This is a genomic window from Serinicoccus chungangensis (assembly GCF_001483745.1).
Lineage (GTDB): Bacteria > Actinomycetota > Actinomycetes > Actinomycetales > Dermatophilaceae > Ornithinicoccus > Ornithinicoccus chungangensis_A.
The window spans coordinates 148,451-162,393 of sequence record NZ_LQBL01000027.1; the positions used below are offsets into that span (position 1 = coordinate 148,451).

Consider the following 13,943-nt stretch of genomic DNA (forward strand, 5'->3'; position numbering starts at 1 on the left):
GCCCCCGAACCTAACGCGCTCACCGTGGGGTCGCACGTGGTGGTCGGGGTGTCGGGGGTGCGTGGCACAGTGGGCGCCATGGCGAGCGAGGGACGTCGGTGCATCATGCACCTCGACCTCGACGCCTTCTTCGCCGCGGTCGAGCAGCGCGACAAGCCCTCGCTGCGGGGCCGCCCGGTCATCGTCGGAGGTCTCGGCGGCCGGGGCGTGGTGTCCACGGCGTCCTACGAGGCGCGCCGGTTCGGTGCGCGCTCCGCGATGCCCACCATCGAGGCCCGGCGCCGCTGCCCGCCCGGGACGGCCTTCCTCTCCGGGCGCTTCGCGGCGTACCGCGCGTCGTCGGCGGTCGTCATGGGCATCCTGCGCGAGCGCTCGACCCTCGTCGAGCAGGTGTCGGTGGACGAGGCGTATGTCGACCTCACGCCGCCCGAGGGCCCGCTCGGCTGGGACGACGCCGACCTCGAGCGGTGGTGCCGGGACCTGCTCGCCGAGATCACCGAGGCGACGGGTGGCCTGACCGCGTCGGTCGGGCTGGCGCCGAGCAAGATGATGGCCAAGCTGGCCAGCGAGATGGACAAGCCGGCCGGGGTGACCGTGGTGCGGCCGGGGGAGGAGCTCGAGGTGCTGCACGCCCTGTCGGTGCGCGCGATCCCGGGCATCGGTCCCGCGACCGGGGCACGGTTGCACGGCTTCGGCGTCGACACCGTCGCCGACCTCGCGCGGATGTCCGAGCCGGACCTGGTCTCGATCTTCGGCACCGCCCAGGGCGGGGCCCTGCACCGGCTCTCCCGGGCCGAGGACGACCGCCCGGTCGTCGTCGAGCGGGAGGCGAAGTCGATCTCCCACGAGGAGACCTTCGAGACCGACGTGGTGGACCGGGGCCACCTGGAGTCCGAGCTGGGGCGCATGGCGCAGGGGCTCGCCCGCAGGCTGGAGAGCGCCGGCGTCTTCGCGCGGACGATCACCGTCAAGGCGCGCCAGCACGACTTCACCACCCAGACGCGGTCGGGGACGCTGCCCTTCGCCACCGGCGACGCGGGGATCATCCTGCGCGAGGGGCGCCGGCTCCTCGGGTCGGTCGACGTCACGAGCGGGCTGCGACTGCTCGGGCTCGGCGTGGCCGGCCTCACCGCGCACGCGCAGGAGGAGCTGCTGCTCGAGACCGCCTATCCCGCGGCGGGACGGGTGGAGCTGCCCGATGCCGTCGGGGGTGCGGGCCTCGACGAGGTGGCCGGTGCGGACGGCGAGGACCTACGGCCCGACGACCCGGGGGAGGAGACGGGGCCGACGACGGCGGCGCAGGACCGACCGCTCGCCGGTCGTCCTCCGCCGGGGTGGCGCACCGGGCAGGACGTGCGCCACGACGAACACGGCGCCGGCTGGGTGTGGGGGAGCGGGCGGGGTGTGGTGACGGTGCGTTTCGAGGGCCCCCGCACCGCCCCGGGGCCGGTCCGGACCTTCGCCGAGGACGACCCGGCACTGCACCAGGCGGACCCCCCGGAGTGGCGGGACGGCCCGTCCGGGGAGGTCTGACGGCGACCTGCCGTGGGGGGATGACCCGTGGTGGGGGCCAGGCCGGCGCCGTCGCGCCGGACTGGCGAGAGGCACCCTCGGAGCGTGCTAGCCTTGACGGTCGTTGCGCACTTCCCACAGGTGCCGCGACGACACTCGTGTCCGGGTGGCGGAATGGCAGACGCGCTAGCTTGAGGTGCTAGTGCCCTTAACGGGCGTGGGGGTTCAAGTCCCCCTCCGGACACCATGGTCCTGGACCAGGACCTGCAGGCAGCCCCGGGCCCTCGGCCCGGGGCTGTCGGCGTCCGAGGGTGGGCTGCCCGTCCGCCGGCGGACCCCGGCGCGCGGGGGCCGCGGCGGTGGGGCAGGCTGAGACGGTCGCCGCCGGCGCACACCGTCCCCCGACCCGCCCGGAGGCCCGATGAGGACAGCAGACCTACGTGCCCGCTACTGGCGCATCGTCCTCTTCTTCGGGCGGGTGACGCTGGGCGTCATCTGGTGGGAGATCGTGCTGCGTCGTGCAGGTCTGGGCCGGCTCACCGATCGCACCCGGACCGAGCGGGCACGACGCACGGCTGCGCGGTTCCGGGCCCTGGCCGTGTCCATGGGTGGCCTGATGATCAAGGTCGGCCAGTTCCTCTCGGCGAGGCTGGACGTGCTTCCCCCCGAGGTGACCCAGGAGCTGGCGGGGCTGCAGGACGAGGTCCCTGCCGAGGACGTGGCCGTCATCCGGGCCGCGGCCGCGGCCGAGCTCAACCGTCCGGTGGACGAGCGCTTCGCGTGGTTCGAGGAGACACCGCTGGCTGCGGCCTCGCTGGGGCAGGTGCACCGCGCCCGGCTGCGGGCGGCCGAGGCACAGGAGCTGGGTTTCGAGGACGTCGTGGTGAAGGTGCAGCGCCCGCACATCCAGCAGGTCATCGAGGTCGACCTGGCGGCGCTGCGCCGCGTCGGTGGCTGGATGGAGCGCTACCGGCCCATCCGGCAGCGGGCCGACGTGCGGGCGTTGGTCGAGGAGTTCGCCACCACCACCCTGCAGGAGGTCGACTACGTCGCCGAGGCGGTCAACGCGGAGACCTTCGCCGACAACTTCGCCTCCGACCCGAGGGTGGGCGTGCCCGTCGTGGTGTGGGAGCTCAGCAGCCGCCGGGTGCTCACCCTGGAGGACGTCTCGGCCATCAAGCTGGCGGACACCGCCGCGATCTCCGCCGCGGGGATCGACGGTGGCGAGGTGGCCCAGGTGCTGGCGCAGACCTTCCTGCAGCAGATCTTCACCGACGCCTTCTTCCATGCCGACCCCCACCCCGGCAACCTCTTCGTCACGCCACGTCGCGGCACCGCGCCCGGCGCGCCGGACACCCCCGACTGGACCCTGACGTTCATCGACTTCGGCATGGTCGGTCACATCCCCGACGAGCTGCGCGCGGGACTGCGCGAGCTCCTCGTCGCGGTGGGCCTGCGGGACGCGACCCGCTTCGTCGGGGGGCTGACCCGGCTGGACCTGCTGCTCCCCGGGGCCGACCTCTCCCTCGTCGAGTCCGCCGCCGAGCAGGTGTTCGAGCGCTTCGGCGGCCTCCGGATCGACGAGCTCCAGCAGATCCCGCCCGAGGACCTGGTGCGCTTCGGCCTGCAGTTCCGGGAGCTGCTGCGCGAGCTGCCGTTCCAGGTCCCGGAGAACCTGCTGCTGCTGGGCAGGTCGATGGGCATCCTGTCCGGCATCTGCACCGCCCTGGACCCCGAGTTCGACGCCTGGGGCACCATCACCCCCTACGCGCGTCAGCTGCTGGAGGAGGAACGGCAGGGGCTGCCCCGGACCGTGGTCGAGGAGGCCCTGGCCCTGGGCCGGCTCGCGCTGGTGCTCCCGGGCCGGGCGGACCGGGTCCTGACCCAGGCCGAGCGCGGGGAGCTGGCGGTCCGGACCCCGGCCCTGACCGCGCAGGTGGCCCGCGTGGAACGGTCGGTGTCGCGGCTGACGATGGTGCTGGTCTTCACCGCACTGCTACTCGCCGGGGCCGTCCTGCACTCCTCGGACGAGGTGCTCGGCCGGCTCCTCATGGCGGCCTCCCTCGTGCCCCTCGCCTGGTCGTTCGTCAGCGGCATACGTCAGGGGCTGTCGTGACCCGGCGCTCCCCGGGCCCGATGCGTCGCTCGACGACGTCCGGGCCCGGCCCCCTCCCTGCTCCGGAGGTGGCTCAGCCGCCGGCGCGGCTGTCGAGCGGCAGCCAGGCGAGCACCTCCTGGACGACCGCGTCCCAGTAGTCCCAGGTGTGGTCGGCGGGCGCGTAGCTCTCGGTGACGTCGACGCCGCGGTCACGGGCCCGCGCGACGAACCGCTCGGAGTGCCCCAGCAGGACGTCCTGGGTGCCGCAGGCCACGAACAGCCGAGGCAGCGCCTGCGGGTCGGCCTCGTCGAGCAGGTGGAGGAGGTCGCCCGGGGTGCCCTGGACCGGGTCGTCGCCCAGGACCAGGCGCAGGGTCTCGTCGCGGTCTCCCCGCCGCACGAGGTCCCCCAGGTCGAGCGCACCCGACAGGGAGGCCGCCGCGGCGAACCGCTCCGGCTGGCGCAGCGCCAGCTGCAGCGCACCGTAGCCGCCCATGGACAGCCCCGCCACGAAGGTCCGCTCCCGCTCGGTCGACACCCGGAACAGCTGGGAGGCGACCGTCGGCAGCTCCTCGGAGACGAAGGTCCAGTAGCGTCCGCCGTGACGCATGTCGGTGTAGAAGCTGCGGTGCACCGCCGGCATGACGACCGCGAGGCCGAGCGCCTCGGCATACCGCTCGATGGAGGTCCGCCGCGACCAGATCGTGTCGTCGTCGCTCAACCCGTGCAGGAGGTAGAGCACCGGCGGCGAGTCGTCCGAGGGTGGTGGCTCGTCGGTGCCGATCCGGGTCTGCACCCGCTGCGGCAGGACCACCGTCATGGAGGTCGACAGCTCGAGGGCGTCGGAGAAGAAGTCGCAGCGGATGAGGGCCATGGTCTCTCCAGGGTCGGGGTCGGGGTCTGGGTCTGAGGTATGCCGAGGGGATAGGTCCGAGGGGAGGCGCGGGTCAGCTCTCGACGAGGGCACCGAGGGACTCGGCCACGGCGAGCGCGCCGGCCAGGTCGAGGCGGGTGCCGCGCAGGGCCGCGTCCCCCAGGTCGGCGCCGACCAGGCTCGCGCCCCTCAGGTCGGCACCCTCGGCCCGCACGCCCCGCAGGACCGCGCCGGAGAGGTCGGCGCCCTCCAGCGAGGCCTTGCGCAGGTCGGCGCCGGCCAGGTCGGCCTCGGTCAGGCGCAGTCCCGAGAGGTCCTGGTCACGCAGGTCGGCCCCCCGCAGGGACACGCCCCACCACGACCCGCCGGTGACGGTGATCGGACGCAGGTCGCAGCCGGAGAAGGTGCTGCCGTCGAACCGGCAGCCCTCCAGCGTGGCGTCGAAGAAAGAGGTGTCGGTGAAGGTGCAGGCGGTGAACGCCGTCCGTCGATGGACCGAGGCGTTGAGCCGGCACCGGTCGAAGGTGCAGCCGACGAAGCGGCAGCCGGAGGTCACCGCCTCGGTCAGGTCGACCTCGCGCAGGAGGCAGTCCGTCCACGCCCGCCCGGTGAGCTCGACGGCATACCAGTCCTCGTCGAGGACGGTCTCGCCCACGACCTCCGGGGTCCCGGTGCTCACGACAGCGGCTGGCAGTCGTTGTCGCACCCCGTCGCCGAGGGCGGGGAGTCTGCGCGCGGGCGCCGGTGCAGCACCGCGTGGCCGGGCTCGACGTGCAGCTCCTCGCCGACGAGCGTGGCCTCGCCGTCCACGACCAGCGCGTAGCCTCCCGGCTCGGCGGGGGGCAGGAGCAGCGTGACGGCGGGGCGCTCGGGGACCACGCGCCGCGCCGTGCGCCCCGGGGCGGCGAGGACCAGCACGCCTCCGCGCATGAACAGCTCCACCTCGCCGACGTGGGGCCGCTCGTCGCCGGGCAGCAGCAGGTAGGCCGTCGGGTGCCGCGTCAGGGCCTGCTCCAGCTCGGCCAGGTCGACCACGATGCTCATGGACCCATCATGCCCGCCTCCCCTGACACACTGTGGCCCATGAGCACGACGTCGGCCCGCATCACCGGTCTGCTGCTCGCGGCGGGCGCCGGGCGCAGGTTCGGCGGCCCCAAGGCGCTGGCCACCACCGAGGGGGTGCCGTGGGTGGTGAGCTCGGCGCGCGTGCTGCTCGACGGCGGGTGCGGCGACGTCCTCGTGGTGACGGGCGCGCAGGCGCCGCAGGTCGAGGACCGGCTCGCGGAGGCGTTCCCGGGGGACCCGAGGGTGGGGACCACCTTCTGCGGCACCTGGGAGGAGGGCATGGGGGAGTCGCTGCGCGCCGGCCTCATGTCGCTGGTGGCCCGGGGCCGCACGGTGCCGCTGGTCGCGGTCGCCCACCTCGTCGACCTGCCGGACGTCGGGGCGGACGTCGTCGCCCGCCTCCTGGACCGGTCGGCAGCGGGGCCCGCGGGCCTGGCCCGGGCGGCGTACCGCGGGGTGGCCGGTCACCCGGTGCTGCTCGGGCAGGACCACTGGCAGGGGGTGCTCTCCGGGGCCCGCGGCGACCAGGGTGCCCGGGCCTACCTGCGCCGCGCGCGGCCCGAGCTGGTCGAGTGCGGCGACCTCGCCCGCGGCGGCGACGTGGACCGGCAGGAGGAGCGGGCGTGAAGGGGTGGCTGCCGACGGACCTCCGCCACCGCGCGAGGGTGGACCTGCCCGACCGCTGAGGGCGCTACCAGCTGCGGCGCAGCAGACCGACCGTCTGGGACAGGTCGAGGCCGGAGGCGCGGGCGGCGCGGACGAGCTCCTCGGCGGCCACGCGGGCGGGCTGGACGGGCGCCAGGTCGTCCCGCACGACGGTGCCGCCGCGTCCCCGGGTCTCGACGTGCCCCTCCTCCTCGAGCTGCCGGTAGGCCTTGGCCACCGTGTTGGTCGCGATGCCCAGATCGGCGGCCAGCCGCCGCACCGGGGGCAGCCGGTCCCCGGGCACCAGGGCCCCCTCCCGGACCGCCTCCACGACCCGCTCCACGACCTGCTCGAAGACCGGGGTGGGGGAGCCGGGGTCGACCGCGATGCTGAGGCTCACGCCTGCAGGGTACGCCGCGGCGAGGCCCCGCCGTGGACAACCCGGAGCCCGTCGGCGATGCTGCCGGTATGCCGAACCCCGCCCTGGCCAGCCCGGACACCCTGCGCGCCGCCCTGGCGGAGACGGCATACCTCGCCGACGACGGGCTGGCGACGGTGACCTGGCTCGCGCACACCCTGCAGCGGCCGCTGCTCCTCGAGGGGGAGCCCGGGACCGGGAAGACGGCACTGGCCGAGGCGGTGGCGCAGCTGCAGGGCGTGCCCCTGATCCGGCTGCAGTGCTACGAGGGGATCGAGGCCAGCCAGGCGCTCTACGACTGGGACTTCCCGCGGCAGATCCTGCACCTGCGCGCGGTCGAGGCCCTGGCGCGGGACGCCTCGGACGGGTCCGGGGTGGGCGAGCTGGAGGCCGAGCTGTTCGACGAGCGCTTCCTGCAGGCCCGGCCCGTCCTGCAGGCGCTGCGGGCGGCCCCGTGCGTGCTCCTCGTCGACGAGATCGACCGGGCGGACGACGAGTTCGAGGCGTTCCTGCTCGAGGTGCTCTCGACCTGGTCGGTGAGCATCCCCGAGCTGGGGGTGGTGGCGGCGGACACCCCGCCCTTCGTCGTCCTCACGTCCAACCGCACCCGCGAGCTGCACGACGCGCTCAAGCGTCGCTGCCTCTACCACTGGATCGAGCACCCCGGGCTGGACCGTGAGCTGGAGATCGTCCGGGCCCGCCTCCCGGAGGTGGAGCAGACGCTGGCGCGCGAGGTGGTGACGCTGGTCCAGCAGCTGCGCGCCGACGACACCATGGTCAAGCCGCCCGGCGTCGCCGAGACGCTGGACTGGGCGAGGGCCCTGACCGCGCTCGGCCAGAGCCGACTGGACCCCGAGGTGGCCGCCGCGACGATGGGGGCCGCGGTGAAGTACCGCGAGGACGCCGAACGGGTCCGCGTCGCCCTGGACCGCATGCTCACCCGCTGAGGTATGCCGTGACGCACGTGGAGGGTCGGGGCGCGGGGCCGCGGGTCGAGGGGTGGGGAGCCGGGCAGACGTTGGGCGGGTTCGCCCGGGCCTGCCGGGCGGCCGGCCTCCCGGTCACCGCCGACCGGGAGCGGACCTTCCTGCGCGCCTGCGCCGCGACCGGCCTGCGGGACCGCGCGGGGGTCTACTGGGCCGGGCGGGCGACCCTCACCGCGTCCCCGGCCGACCTCGAGCCCTACGACCGGGTCTTCACCGGCTGGTTCGGCGGTCGGCCCATGCACGCGGTCAGCCGCGACGAGCCGCCCGCACCCACCACGGTGCAGGCCTCGCTCGAGGAGCCGGCGGCCGAGGGTGAGGGGGAGACGCAGGACGACGTCGTGCGGGTCACCGCCTCGGCCCAGGAGGTCCTGCGCCACCGGGACGTCGCCGGGCTGTCACCGGCGGACCGGGCCGCCGTGCGCCGGCAGTTCGCGACGCTGACGGTGCGCCCGCCCACCCGGCCGGCGCGGCGGCACACCCGGTCGAGCCGGGGGGAGGTCGACGGGCGGGCGACCGTGCGGGCGCACCTGCGCAACCTCGGCGAGCCGACCCGGATCCGCCTGCGCGACAGGACGATCCGTCGTCGTCGGGTCATCCTGCTCGTCGACGTGTCGGGGTCGATGACCTCCTACGCCGACAGCCTGCTGCGGCTCGCCCACCGGGTGGTCCAGGCCTCCCCGCACACCACCGAGGTGTTCACCGTCGGGACGCGCCTCACCCACGTGACGCGGGCGCTGCGCGAGCGGGACCCCGACCGGGCCCTGCTCGCCGCGGGGGAGGCGGTGCCGGACTGGTCGGGTGGCACCCGCCTCGGCGAGGCGGTCGACGTCTTCCTGCGCCGGTGGGGCCGTCGCGGGATGGCCCGGGGTGCCGTCGTCGTCGTCCTGAGCGACGGGTGGGAGCGGCAGTCGCCCGAGCTCCTCGGCGAGCAGCTGCGCCGGCTGCGCTCCCTGGCGCACCGGGTGGTCTGGGTCAACCCGCACCGCGGCAAGGAGGGGTATGCCCCGGTGCAGGCGGGCATCGTCGCCGCCCTGCCGCACGTCGACGACCTGGTCGCCGGCCACTCGCTCGCGACCTTCCAGGAGCTGCTGGACCTGCTGGCGAGGGCCTGACGGCCACCGAGTCGGCGCCCGCGACGACGTCCCGTGGGAGTCGGGAAGGGTGCCGACTCCCACGGGACCGGGACGGCCCGCGCGGCTCTATCACGCCTCCGGTGGCCCGGTTCGTGGCACGATCAGCACATGCGTGACGTCCTGGACCGGCTGCTCCCGTGGTGGGAGGGCGACCACCAGGTCGCGCTCGCGACCGTGGTGGGCACCTGGAAGTCGGCGCCCCGCCAGCCGGGTGCGGCCATGCTCGTCGGGGTGGACGGGGAGGCCGTCGGCTCCGTGTCCGGCGGGTGCGTCGAGGGTGCGGTCTACGAGCTGGGCCAGGAGGTCATCGCCACCGGGGCGCCCGTGCTGCAACGCTACGGCGTCTCCGACGACGAGGCGATGGGGGTCGGGCTCACCTGCGGCGGGATCCTCGACATCTACGTCGAGCGGGTCTCCCGCGTCGACTTCCCCGAGCTGGGCGACATCGCGGCCGACATCACGGCCGGCCGTCCGGTGGCGGTGGCCACCGTCGTCGCCCACCCCGACGCGGCGCACCTCGGCCGGCGGATCGTGGTGCGCCCCGAGCCGCAGCCGGCCGTGGGCAGCCTGGGCAGCCCGCGGGCCGACGCCGCCGTCGTCGACGACGCCCGCGGCATGCTCGCGCAGGGCCGGACGGCGACCTTGGAGTACGGCCCCGACGGGGAACGCCGGGGCGAGGGCATGCGGGTCTTCGTCGCCTCCTACGCCCCACGGCCCCGGATGCTCGTCTTCGGCGCCATCGACTTCGCCTCCGCGGTGGCCCGGATGGGCAGCTTCCTCGGCTACCGGGTGACGGTCTGCGACGCCCGGCCGGTCTTCGCGACCCGCAGCCGCTTCCCGGACGCCGACGAGGTGGTCGTGTCGTGGCCGCACCGGTATGTCGAGGCACAGGTCGCGCAGGACGCGCTCGACGCGCGCACGGTCGCCTGCGTCCTCACCCACGACCCGAAGTTCGACGTGCCCCTGCTCGAGGTCCTGCTGGGCGAGGACGCGCCGGACCTCGCCTACATCGGTGCCATGGGGTCGCGCCGCACCCACGAGGACCGGCTGGCCCGGCTGCGGGAGGCCGGGCTCGGGGAGGACCAGCTCGCCCGCCTGCGCAGCCCGATCGGCCTGGACCTGGGCGCTCGCACCCCGGAGGAGACGGCGGTGAGCATCGCCAGCGAGATCATCGCCCTGCGCTGGGGCGGCGGCGGCGAGCCGTTGCGCGAGACCGAGGGCGCGATCCACCGGCACCAGGGCTGAGGCGCGAGGCGACGGCAGACCGTCTGACCTCGCCGTATCGGTTGCGCGGCACCCCCCGGAGGGGCAGGATCAGCAGGGACAACGATGTCCCCTCATCCTCCGGACGGGAGAGCCGTATGAAGATCACCGTGACCGTGGACGGCACCACGTACACCGACGAGGTCGAGCCCCGCACCCTGCTCGTCTACCACCTGCGCGAGACGCTCGGGAAGACCGGCACCGTCGTCGGCTGCGACACCAGCAACTGCGGCGCCTGCACGGTGCTCCTGGACGGGCGCAGCGTGAAGTCCTGCAACGTGCTGGCCGTCCAGGCCGACGGTCACGAGGTGACCACCATCGAGGGCCTCGCCGACGGCGAGACCCTCACCCCGGTGCAGGAGGCCTTCCGCGACTGCCACGCCCTGCAGTGCGGCTTCTGCACCCCGGGCATGATCATGCAGGCCACCGACCTGCTCAGCAGCAACCCGAGTCCCACCGAGGACGAGGTCCGCCACGGCATGGAGGGCAACCTCTGCCGGTGCACGGGCTACCACAACATCGTCAAGGCGGTCCTGCAGGCCTCGGGCCAGTCCGCCACGAGCGGAGGTGAGCAGGCGTGACCGCCGTCGACGACCGGCCACAGGCAGCGTCCACGCACGAGGTCGGCCGTGACCGGCGGCGCAAGGAGGACCAGCGCCTCATCACGGGCCGCACCAGGTGGACCGACAACCTCGTGCTGCCGGGCATGCTGCACCTGGCCATGGTGCGCAGCCCGCTGGCGCACGCCCGCATCACGGGCATCGACACCACCGCCGCCCGGCAGGCGCCCGGGGTCATCGCGGTCCTCACCGGCGAGGACGTCAAGGACCTGCAGGGCTCGCTGCCCTGCGCCTGGCCCATCACCGAGGACCAGAAGGCGCCGCCGCACCCGGCCATCGCCGTCGACCGCGTCGCCTTCTCCGGCGAGGTCGTCGCGGTCGTCGCCGCGCGCTCCTCCGCCGCGGCCCGGGACGCCGCCGAGCTGGTCGACGTCGACTACGAGGACCTGCCCGCCGCCCTCGACCTGCGGTCCGCCGCGCAGGACGACACCCTCGCCCACCCCGACCTCGGCACCAACCGCTCGGCCACGTGGGTCTTCGACTCCGCCGAGGCGGGCACCGGGTCCAGCGTCGAGGACGCGATCGCCGAGGCCGACGTGGTCGTCGAGCGGGAGTTCCGCCAGCAGCGCCTCATCCCGGCGTTCATGGAGCCGCGCTCCACCGTGGTGGACCCGACCGGCGAGCAGTTCGTCATGTGGTCGGCCACCCAGGTGCCGCACATCCTGCGGCTGATGCTCGCCATGACCCTGGGCGTCGACGAGGGCAAGGTGCGCGTCATCGCGCCGGACGTCGGTGGTGGCTTCGGCGGCAAGCTGCAGGTCACCCCCGAGGAGATCATCACCTTCCTGGTGGCGCGGCACACCGGCAAGCCGTGCAAGTGGACCGAGACCCGCAGCGAGTCCCTGCTCTCGGCGCACCACGGCCGCGACCAGTGGCAGAAGCTCACGCTGGCGGCCAAGGCCGACGGCACCGTCACCGGCCTCAAGGTCGAGCTGCTCGCCGACATGGGCGCCTATCTCGGGCTGGTCACGCCGGGCGTGCCGATCCTGGGCGCCTTCATGTTCAACTCCATCTACAAGTTCCCGGCCTACCACTTCTCGTGCACCAACGTCTTCACCAACAAGACGTGGACCGACGCCTACCGCGGCGCCGGACGACCCGAGGCGACCTTCGCGATCGAGCGGATCATGGACGAGCTCGCCCTCGAGCTGGGACGCGACCCGATGGAGGTGCGTGAGCAGAACTGGATCACCCACGAGGAGTTCCCCTTCACCACGGTGTGCGGGCTGGAGTACGACTCGGGCAACTACGAGGCCGCCACCGAGCGGGCCAAGGAGCTCTTCGGGTATGACGAGCTGCGGGCCGAGCAGCGACGGCGCCGGGAGAGCGGCGACCGGGTGCAGCTGGGGCTGGGCATCTCCACGTTCACCGAGATGTGCGGGCTCGCGCCCTCGCGGGTGCTGGGCTCGCTCAACTACGGCGCGGGCGGCTGGGAGCACGCCTCGGTCCGGATGCTGCCCACCGGCAAGGTCGAGGTCATCACCGGCTCCTCGGCGCACGGCCAGGGCCACGAGACGGCCTGGAGCCAGATCGTGGCCGACCAGCTGGGCGTGCCCTTCGAGGACGTCGAGGTGCTCCACGGCGACACCCAGATCAGCCACAAGGGCCTGGACACCTACGGCTCGCGCTCGCTGGTCGTCGGCGGCCAGGCGGTCATCAACGCCGCCAAGAAGGTCATCGAGAAGGCCAGGCCGCTCGCGGCCTACCAGCTCGAGGCCAACCCGGACGACCTGGAGTTCCGCGACGGGAAGTTCACCGTCAAGGGCGCCGGTGCCGACCAGGAGGGTGTCGGGCTCGCCGGTCTGGCGCTCGCGGTCTTCGCCGCCCACGACCTGCCGGAGGGGATGGAGCCGAGCCTGGACGCCGACGCGACCTTCGACCCGGTGAACTTCTCCTTCCCGCACGGCACCCACCTGTGCGCGATGGAGGTCGACACCGAGACGGGCGCCACGACGATGCGCTCCTACGTCTGCGTCGACGACATCGGCAACGTCGTCAACCCGCTCATCGTCGAGGGACAGGTGCACGGCGGGCTGGTCCAGGGCATCGCCCAGGCGCTGTGGGAGGAGGCGGTCTACGACGACCAGGGCACGCTGGTCTCCGGCTCGTTCGTGGACTACACGCTCCCGACCACCGCGGACACCATCACCTTCGTCACCGACCGGACCACCTCGCCGGCCACCTCCAACGATCTCGGGGTCAAGGGGGTCGGTGAGGCCGGCTGCATCGCGTCCACCCCGGCCGTCGTCAACGCGGTCCTCGACGCCATCCGGCAGTTCGGCGTCAAGGACATCGTCATGCCCTGCACCCCGGAACGGGTGTGGCGGGCCATCCAGGACGGCACGGCCGGAGCCATGAGCGAGACGGCGGGGGCGGCCGCTGGCCACTTCGCCGAGGGTGAGCCCAACCAGGACCCACCCGGAGCCGGGTCGGCACCCGCCGCCGGCACGACCCAGGAAGGCGGCCAGGCATGATCCCCCCGGAGTTCGACTACGCCGCGCCGGCCACGGTGGCCGAGGCGCTGGAGCTGCTCGCCGAGCACGGCGACGAGGCCAAGGTCCTCTCCGGTGGGCAGTCGCTGCTGCCGGTCCTGCGGATGCGGCTCAACGCGCCCGGCATCATCGTCGACATCTCCCGCATCGAGGAGCTCAAGGGCATCACCGAGGTCGGTGACGCGATCCGCATCGGCGCGGGCGCCACCTACCAGGACGTCCTCGACTCGGCGCTCGTCCGGGAGCACCTGGCGCTGCTGCACACCGCGCTCAAGGAGGTCGCCGACGAGCAGATCCGGCACCGGGGCACCGTCTGCGGGGCCCTGGCGCACGCCGACCCTGCCGGCGACGTGGGCGCCCCGGTGCTGGCGCTGGAGGGCCGCATGGTCATCCAGGGCCCGGACGGCGAGCGGACGGTGGACGGCGCGGACTTCTTCGTCGACCTCTTCGAGACCGCCGTCGGCGAGGGCGAGCTGCTCACCGCCGTGGAGATCCCCAAGCACACCGGCTGGGGCGCGCACTACGAGAAGTTCGTGCGGGTGTCCCACCAGTGGGCGATCATCGGCATCGCTGCCGCGGTGCGTACGGAGGGCGGCACCATCGCCGAGGCCCGGGTGGGCCTGACCAACATGGGCTCGACCCCGCTGCGGGCGCGTGCCGTCGAGGAGGCGCTGGTGGGCCAGGAGGCCACCGAGGAGGCCGTCGCGCAGGCGTGCGCCCAGGTCGCCGAGGGCACCGACCCGCCCTCGGACCTCAACGGGCAGGCGGACTACCGCAAGCACGTGGCCGGGGTCCTCACCCGTCGCGCCGTGCTCGCGGCGGTGGGAGCCTGACCCG

13 protein-coding genes and 1 tRNA gene are annotated in these 13,943 nt (G+C 74.0%); 10 read left to right on the forward strand and 4 right to left on the reverse strand.

The window, feature by feature from the left end:
- Nucleotides 1-78: 78 nt before the first annotated feature.
- The 3 genes from AVL62_RS07760 to AVL62_RS07770 all read left to right on the forward strand — a co-directional run bounded on the left by AVL62_RS07760 (nucleotide 79) and on the right by AVL62_RS07770 (nucleotide 3,628).
- Nucleotides 79-1,533 carry a DNA polymerase IV gene (locus AVL62_RS07760; RefSeq protein ID WP_058891069.1) on the forward strand — a complete coding sequence of 485 codons (1,455 nt, stop codon included), beginning with the start codon at nucleotides 79-81 and terminating at the stop codon, nucleotides 1,531-1,533.
- Nucleotides 1,534-1,672: 139 nt separating this feature from the next.
- A tRNA-Leu gene (locus AVL62_RS07765) sits at nucleotides 1,673-1,759 on the forward strand.
- Nucleotides 1,760-1,933: 174 nt separating this feature from the next.
- Entirely contained in the window at nucleotides 1,934-3,628 is a 1,695-nt protein-coding gene (locus AVL62_RS07770) for an ABC1 kinase family protein (RefSeq protein ID WP_058891070.1), read from the forward strand.
- A 73-nt stretch (nucleotides 3,629-3,701) separates the two neighbouring features.
- Here AVL62_RS07770 and AVL62_RS07775 read toward each other — a convergent pair whose 3' ends face one another.
- The 3 genes from AVL62_RS07775 to AVL62_RS07785 all read right to left on the reverse strand — a co-directional run bounded on the left by AVL62_RS07775 (nucleotide 3,702) and on the right by AVL62_RS07785 (nucleotide 5,528).
- Nucleotides 3,702-4,484 (reverse strand): alpha/beta hydrolase, encoded by a 783-nt coding sequence (locus tag AVL62_RS07775; RefSeq protein WP_058891071.1) that lies wholly within the window; start codon nucleotides 4,482-4,484, stop codon nucleotides 3,702-3,704.
- A gap of 73 nt (nucleotides 4,485-4,557) precedes the next feature.
- Nucleotides 4,558-5,163, reverse strand: coding sequence for a pentapeptide repeat-containing protein (locus AVL62_RS07780; RefSeq protein WP_083518795.1), 606 nt, complete (start codon nucleotides 5,161-5,163; stop codon nucleotides 4,558-4,560).
- Nucleotides 5,160-5,528: a hypothetical protein gene (locus AVL62_RS07785; RefSeq protein ID WP_058891072.1), complete on the reverse strand. Its 369-nt coding sequence runs from the start codon at nucleotides 5,526-5,528 to the stop codon at nucleotides 5,160-5,162. The genes AVL62_RS07780 and AVL62_RS07785 overlap by 4 nt, the downstream gene beginning before the upstream one ends.
- Before the next feature lie 39 nt (nucleotides 5,529-5,567).
- Between AVL62_RS07785 and AVL62_RS07790 the strand changes: the two genes are divergently transcribed.
- Entirely contained in the window at nucleotides 5,568-6,176 is a 609-nt protein-coding gene (locus AVL62_RS07790) for a nucleotidyltransferase family protein (RefSeq protein WP_058891073.1), read from the forward strand.
- A gap of 64 nt (nucleotides 6,177-6,240) precedes the next feature.
- On the opposite strand, the gene AVL62_RS07795 is transcribed toward AVL62_RS07790, so the two are convergent.
- The gene (locus AVL62_RS07795) at nucleotides 6,241-6,594 is read right to left on the reverse strand and encodes a GntR family transcriptional regulator (RefSeq protein ID WP_058891074.1); all 354 of its coding nucleotides are present in this window, start codon (nucleotides 6,592-6,594) and stop codon (nucleotides 6,241-6,243) included.
- Between the two features lie 68 nt (nucleotides 6,595-6,662).
- On the opposite strand from AVL62_RS07795, the gene AVL62_RS07800 reads away from it, so the two are divergent.
- The 6 genes from AVL62_RS07800 (at nucleotide 6,663) to AVL62_RS07825 (ending at nucleotide 13,939) form a co-directional block, all read left to right on the forward strand.
- Nucleotides 6,663-7,559 (forward strand): AAA family ATPase, encoded by an 897-nt coding sequence (locus AVL62_RS07800; protein ID WP_058891075.1) that lies wholly within the window; start codon nucleotides 6,663-6,665, stop codon nucleotides 7,557-7,559.
- An 8-nt stretch (nucleotides 7,560-7,567) separates the two neighbouring features.
- A complete protein-coding gene (locus AVL62_RS07805; RefSeq protein ID WP_327281854.1) occupies nucleotides 7,568-8,710 on the forward strand; it encodes a vWA domain-containing protein in 1,143 nt (380 codons plus the stop codon).
- Nucleotides 8,711-8,839: 129 nt separating this feature from the next.
- Nucleotides 8,840-9,976: an XdhC family protein gene (locus AVL62_RS07810; protein WP_058891076.1), complete on the forward strand. Its 1,137-nt coding sequence runs from the start codon at nucleotides 8,840-8,842 to the stop codon at nucleotides 9,974-9,976.
- 116 nt (nucleotides 9,977-10,092) lie between these two features.
- Nucleotides 10,093-10,575, forward strand: coding sequence for a (2Fe-2S)-binding protein (locus AVL62_RS07815; protein WP_058891077.1), 483 nt, complete (start codon nucleotides 10,093-10,095; stop codon nucleotides 10,573-10,575).
- A complete protein-coding gene (locus tag AVL62_RS07820) occupies nucleotides 10,572-13,088 on the forward strand; it encodes a xanthine dehydrogenase family protein molybdopterin-binding subunit (RefSeq protein WP_058891078.1) in 2,517 nt (838 codons plus the stop codon). The genes AVL62_RS07815 and AVL62_RS07820 overlap by 4 nt, the downstream gene beginning before the upstream one ends.
- A complete protein-coding gene (locus AVL62_RS07825; protein WP_058891079.1) occupies nucleotides 13,085-13,939 on the forward strand; it encodes an FAD binding domain-containing protein in 855 nt (284 codons plus the stop codon). The genes AVL62_RS07820 and AVL62_RS07825 overlap by 4 nt, the downstream gene beginning before the upstream one ends.
- Nucleotides 13,940-13,943 lie beyond the last annotated feature (4 nt).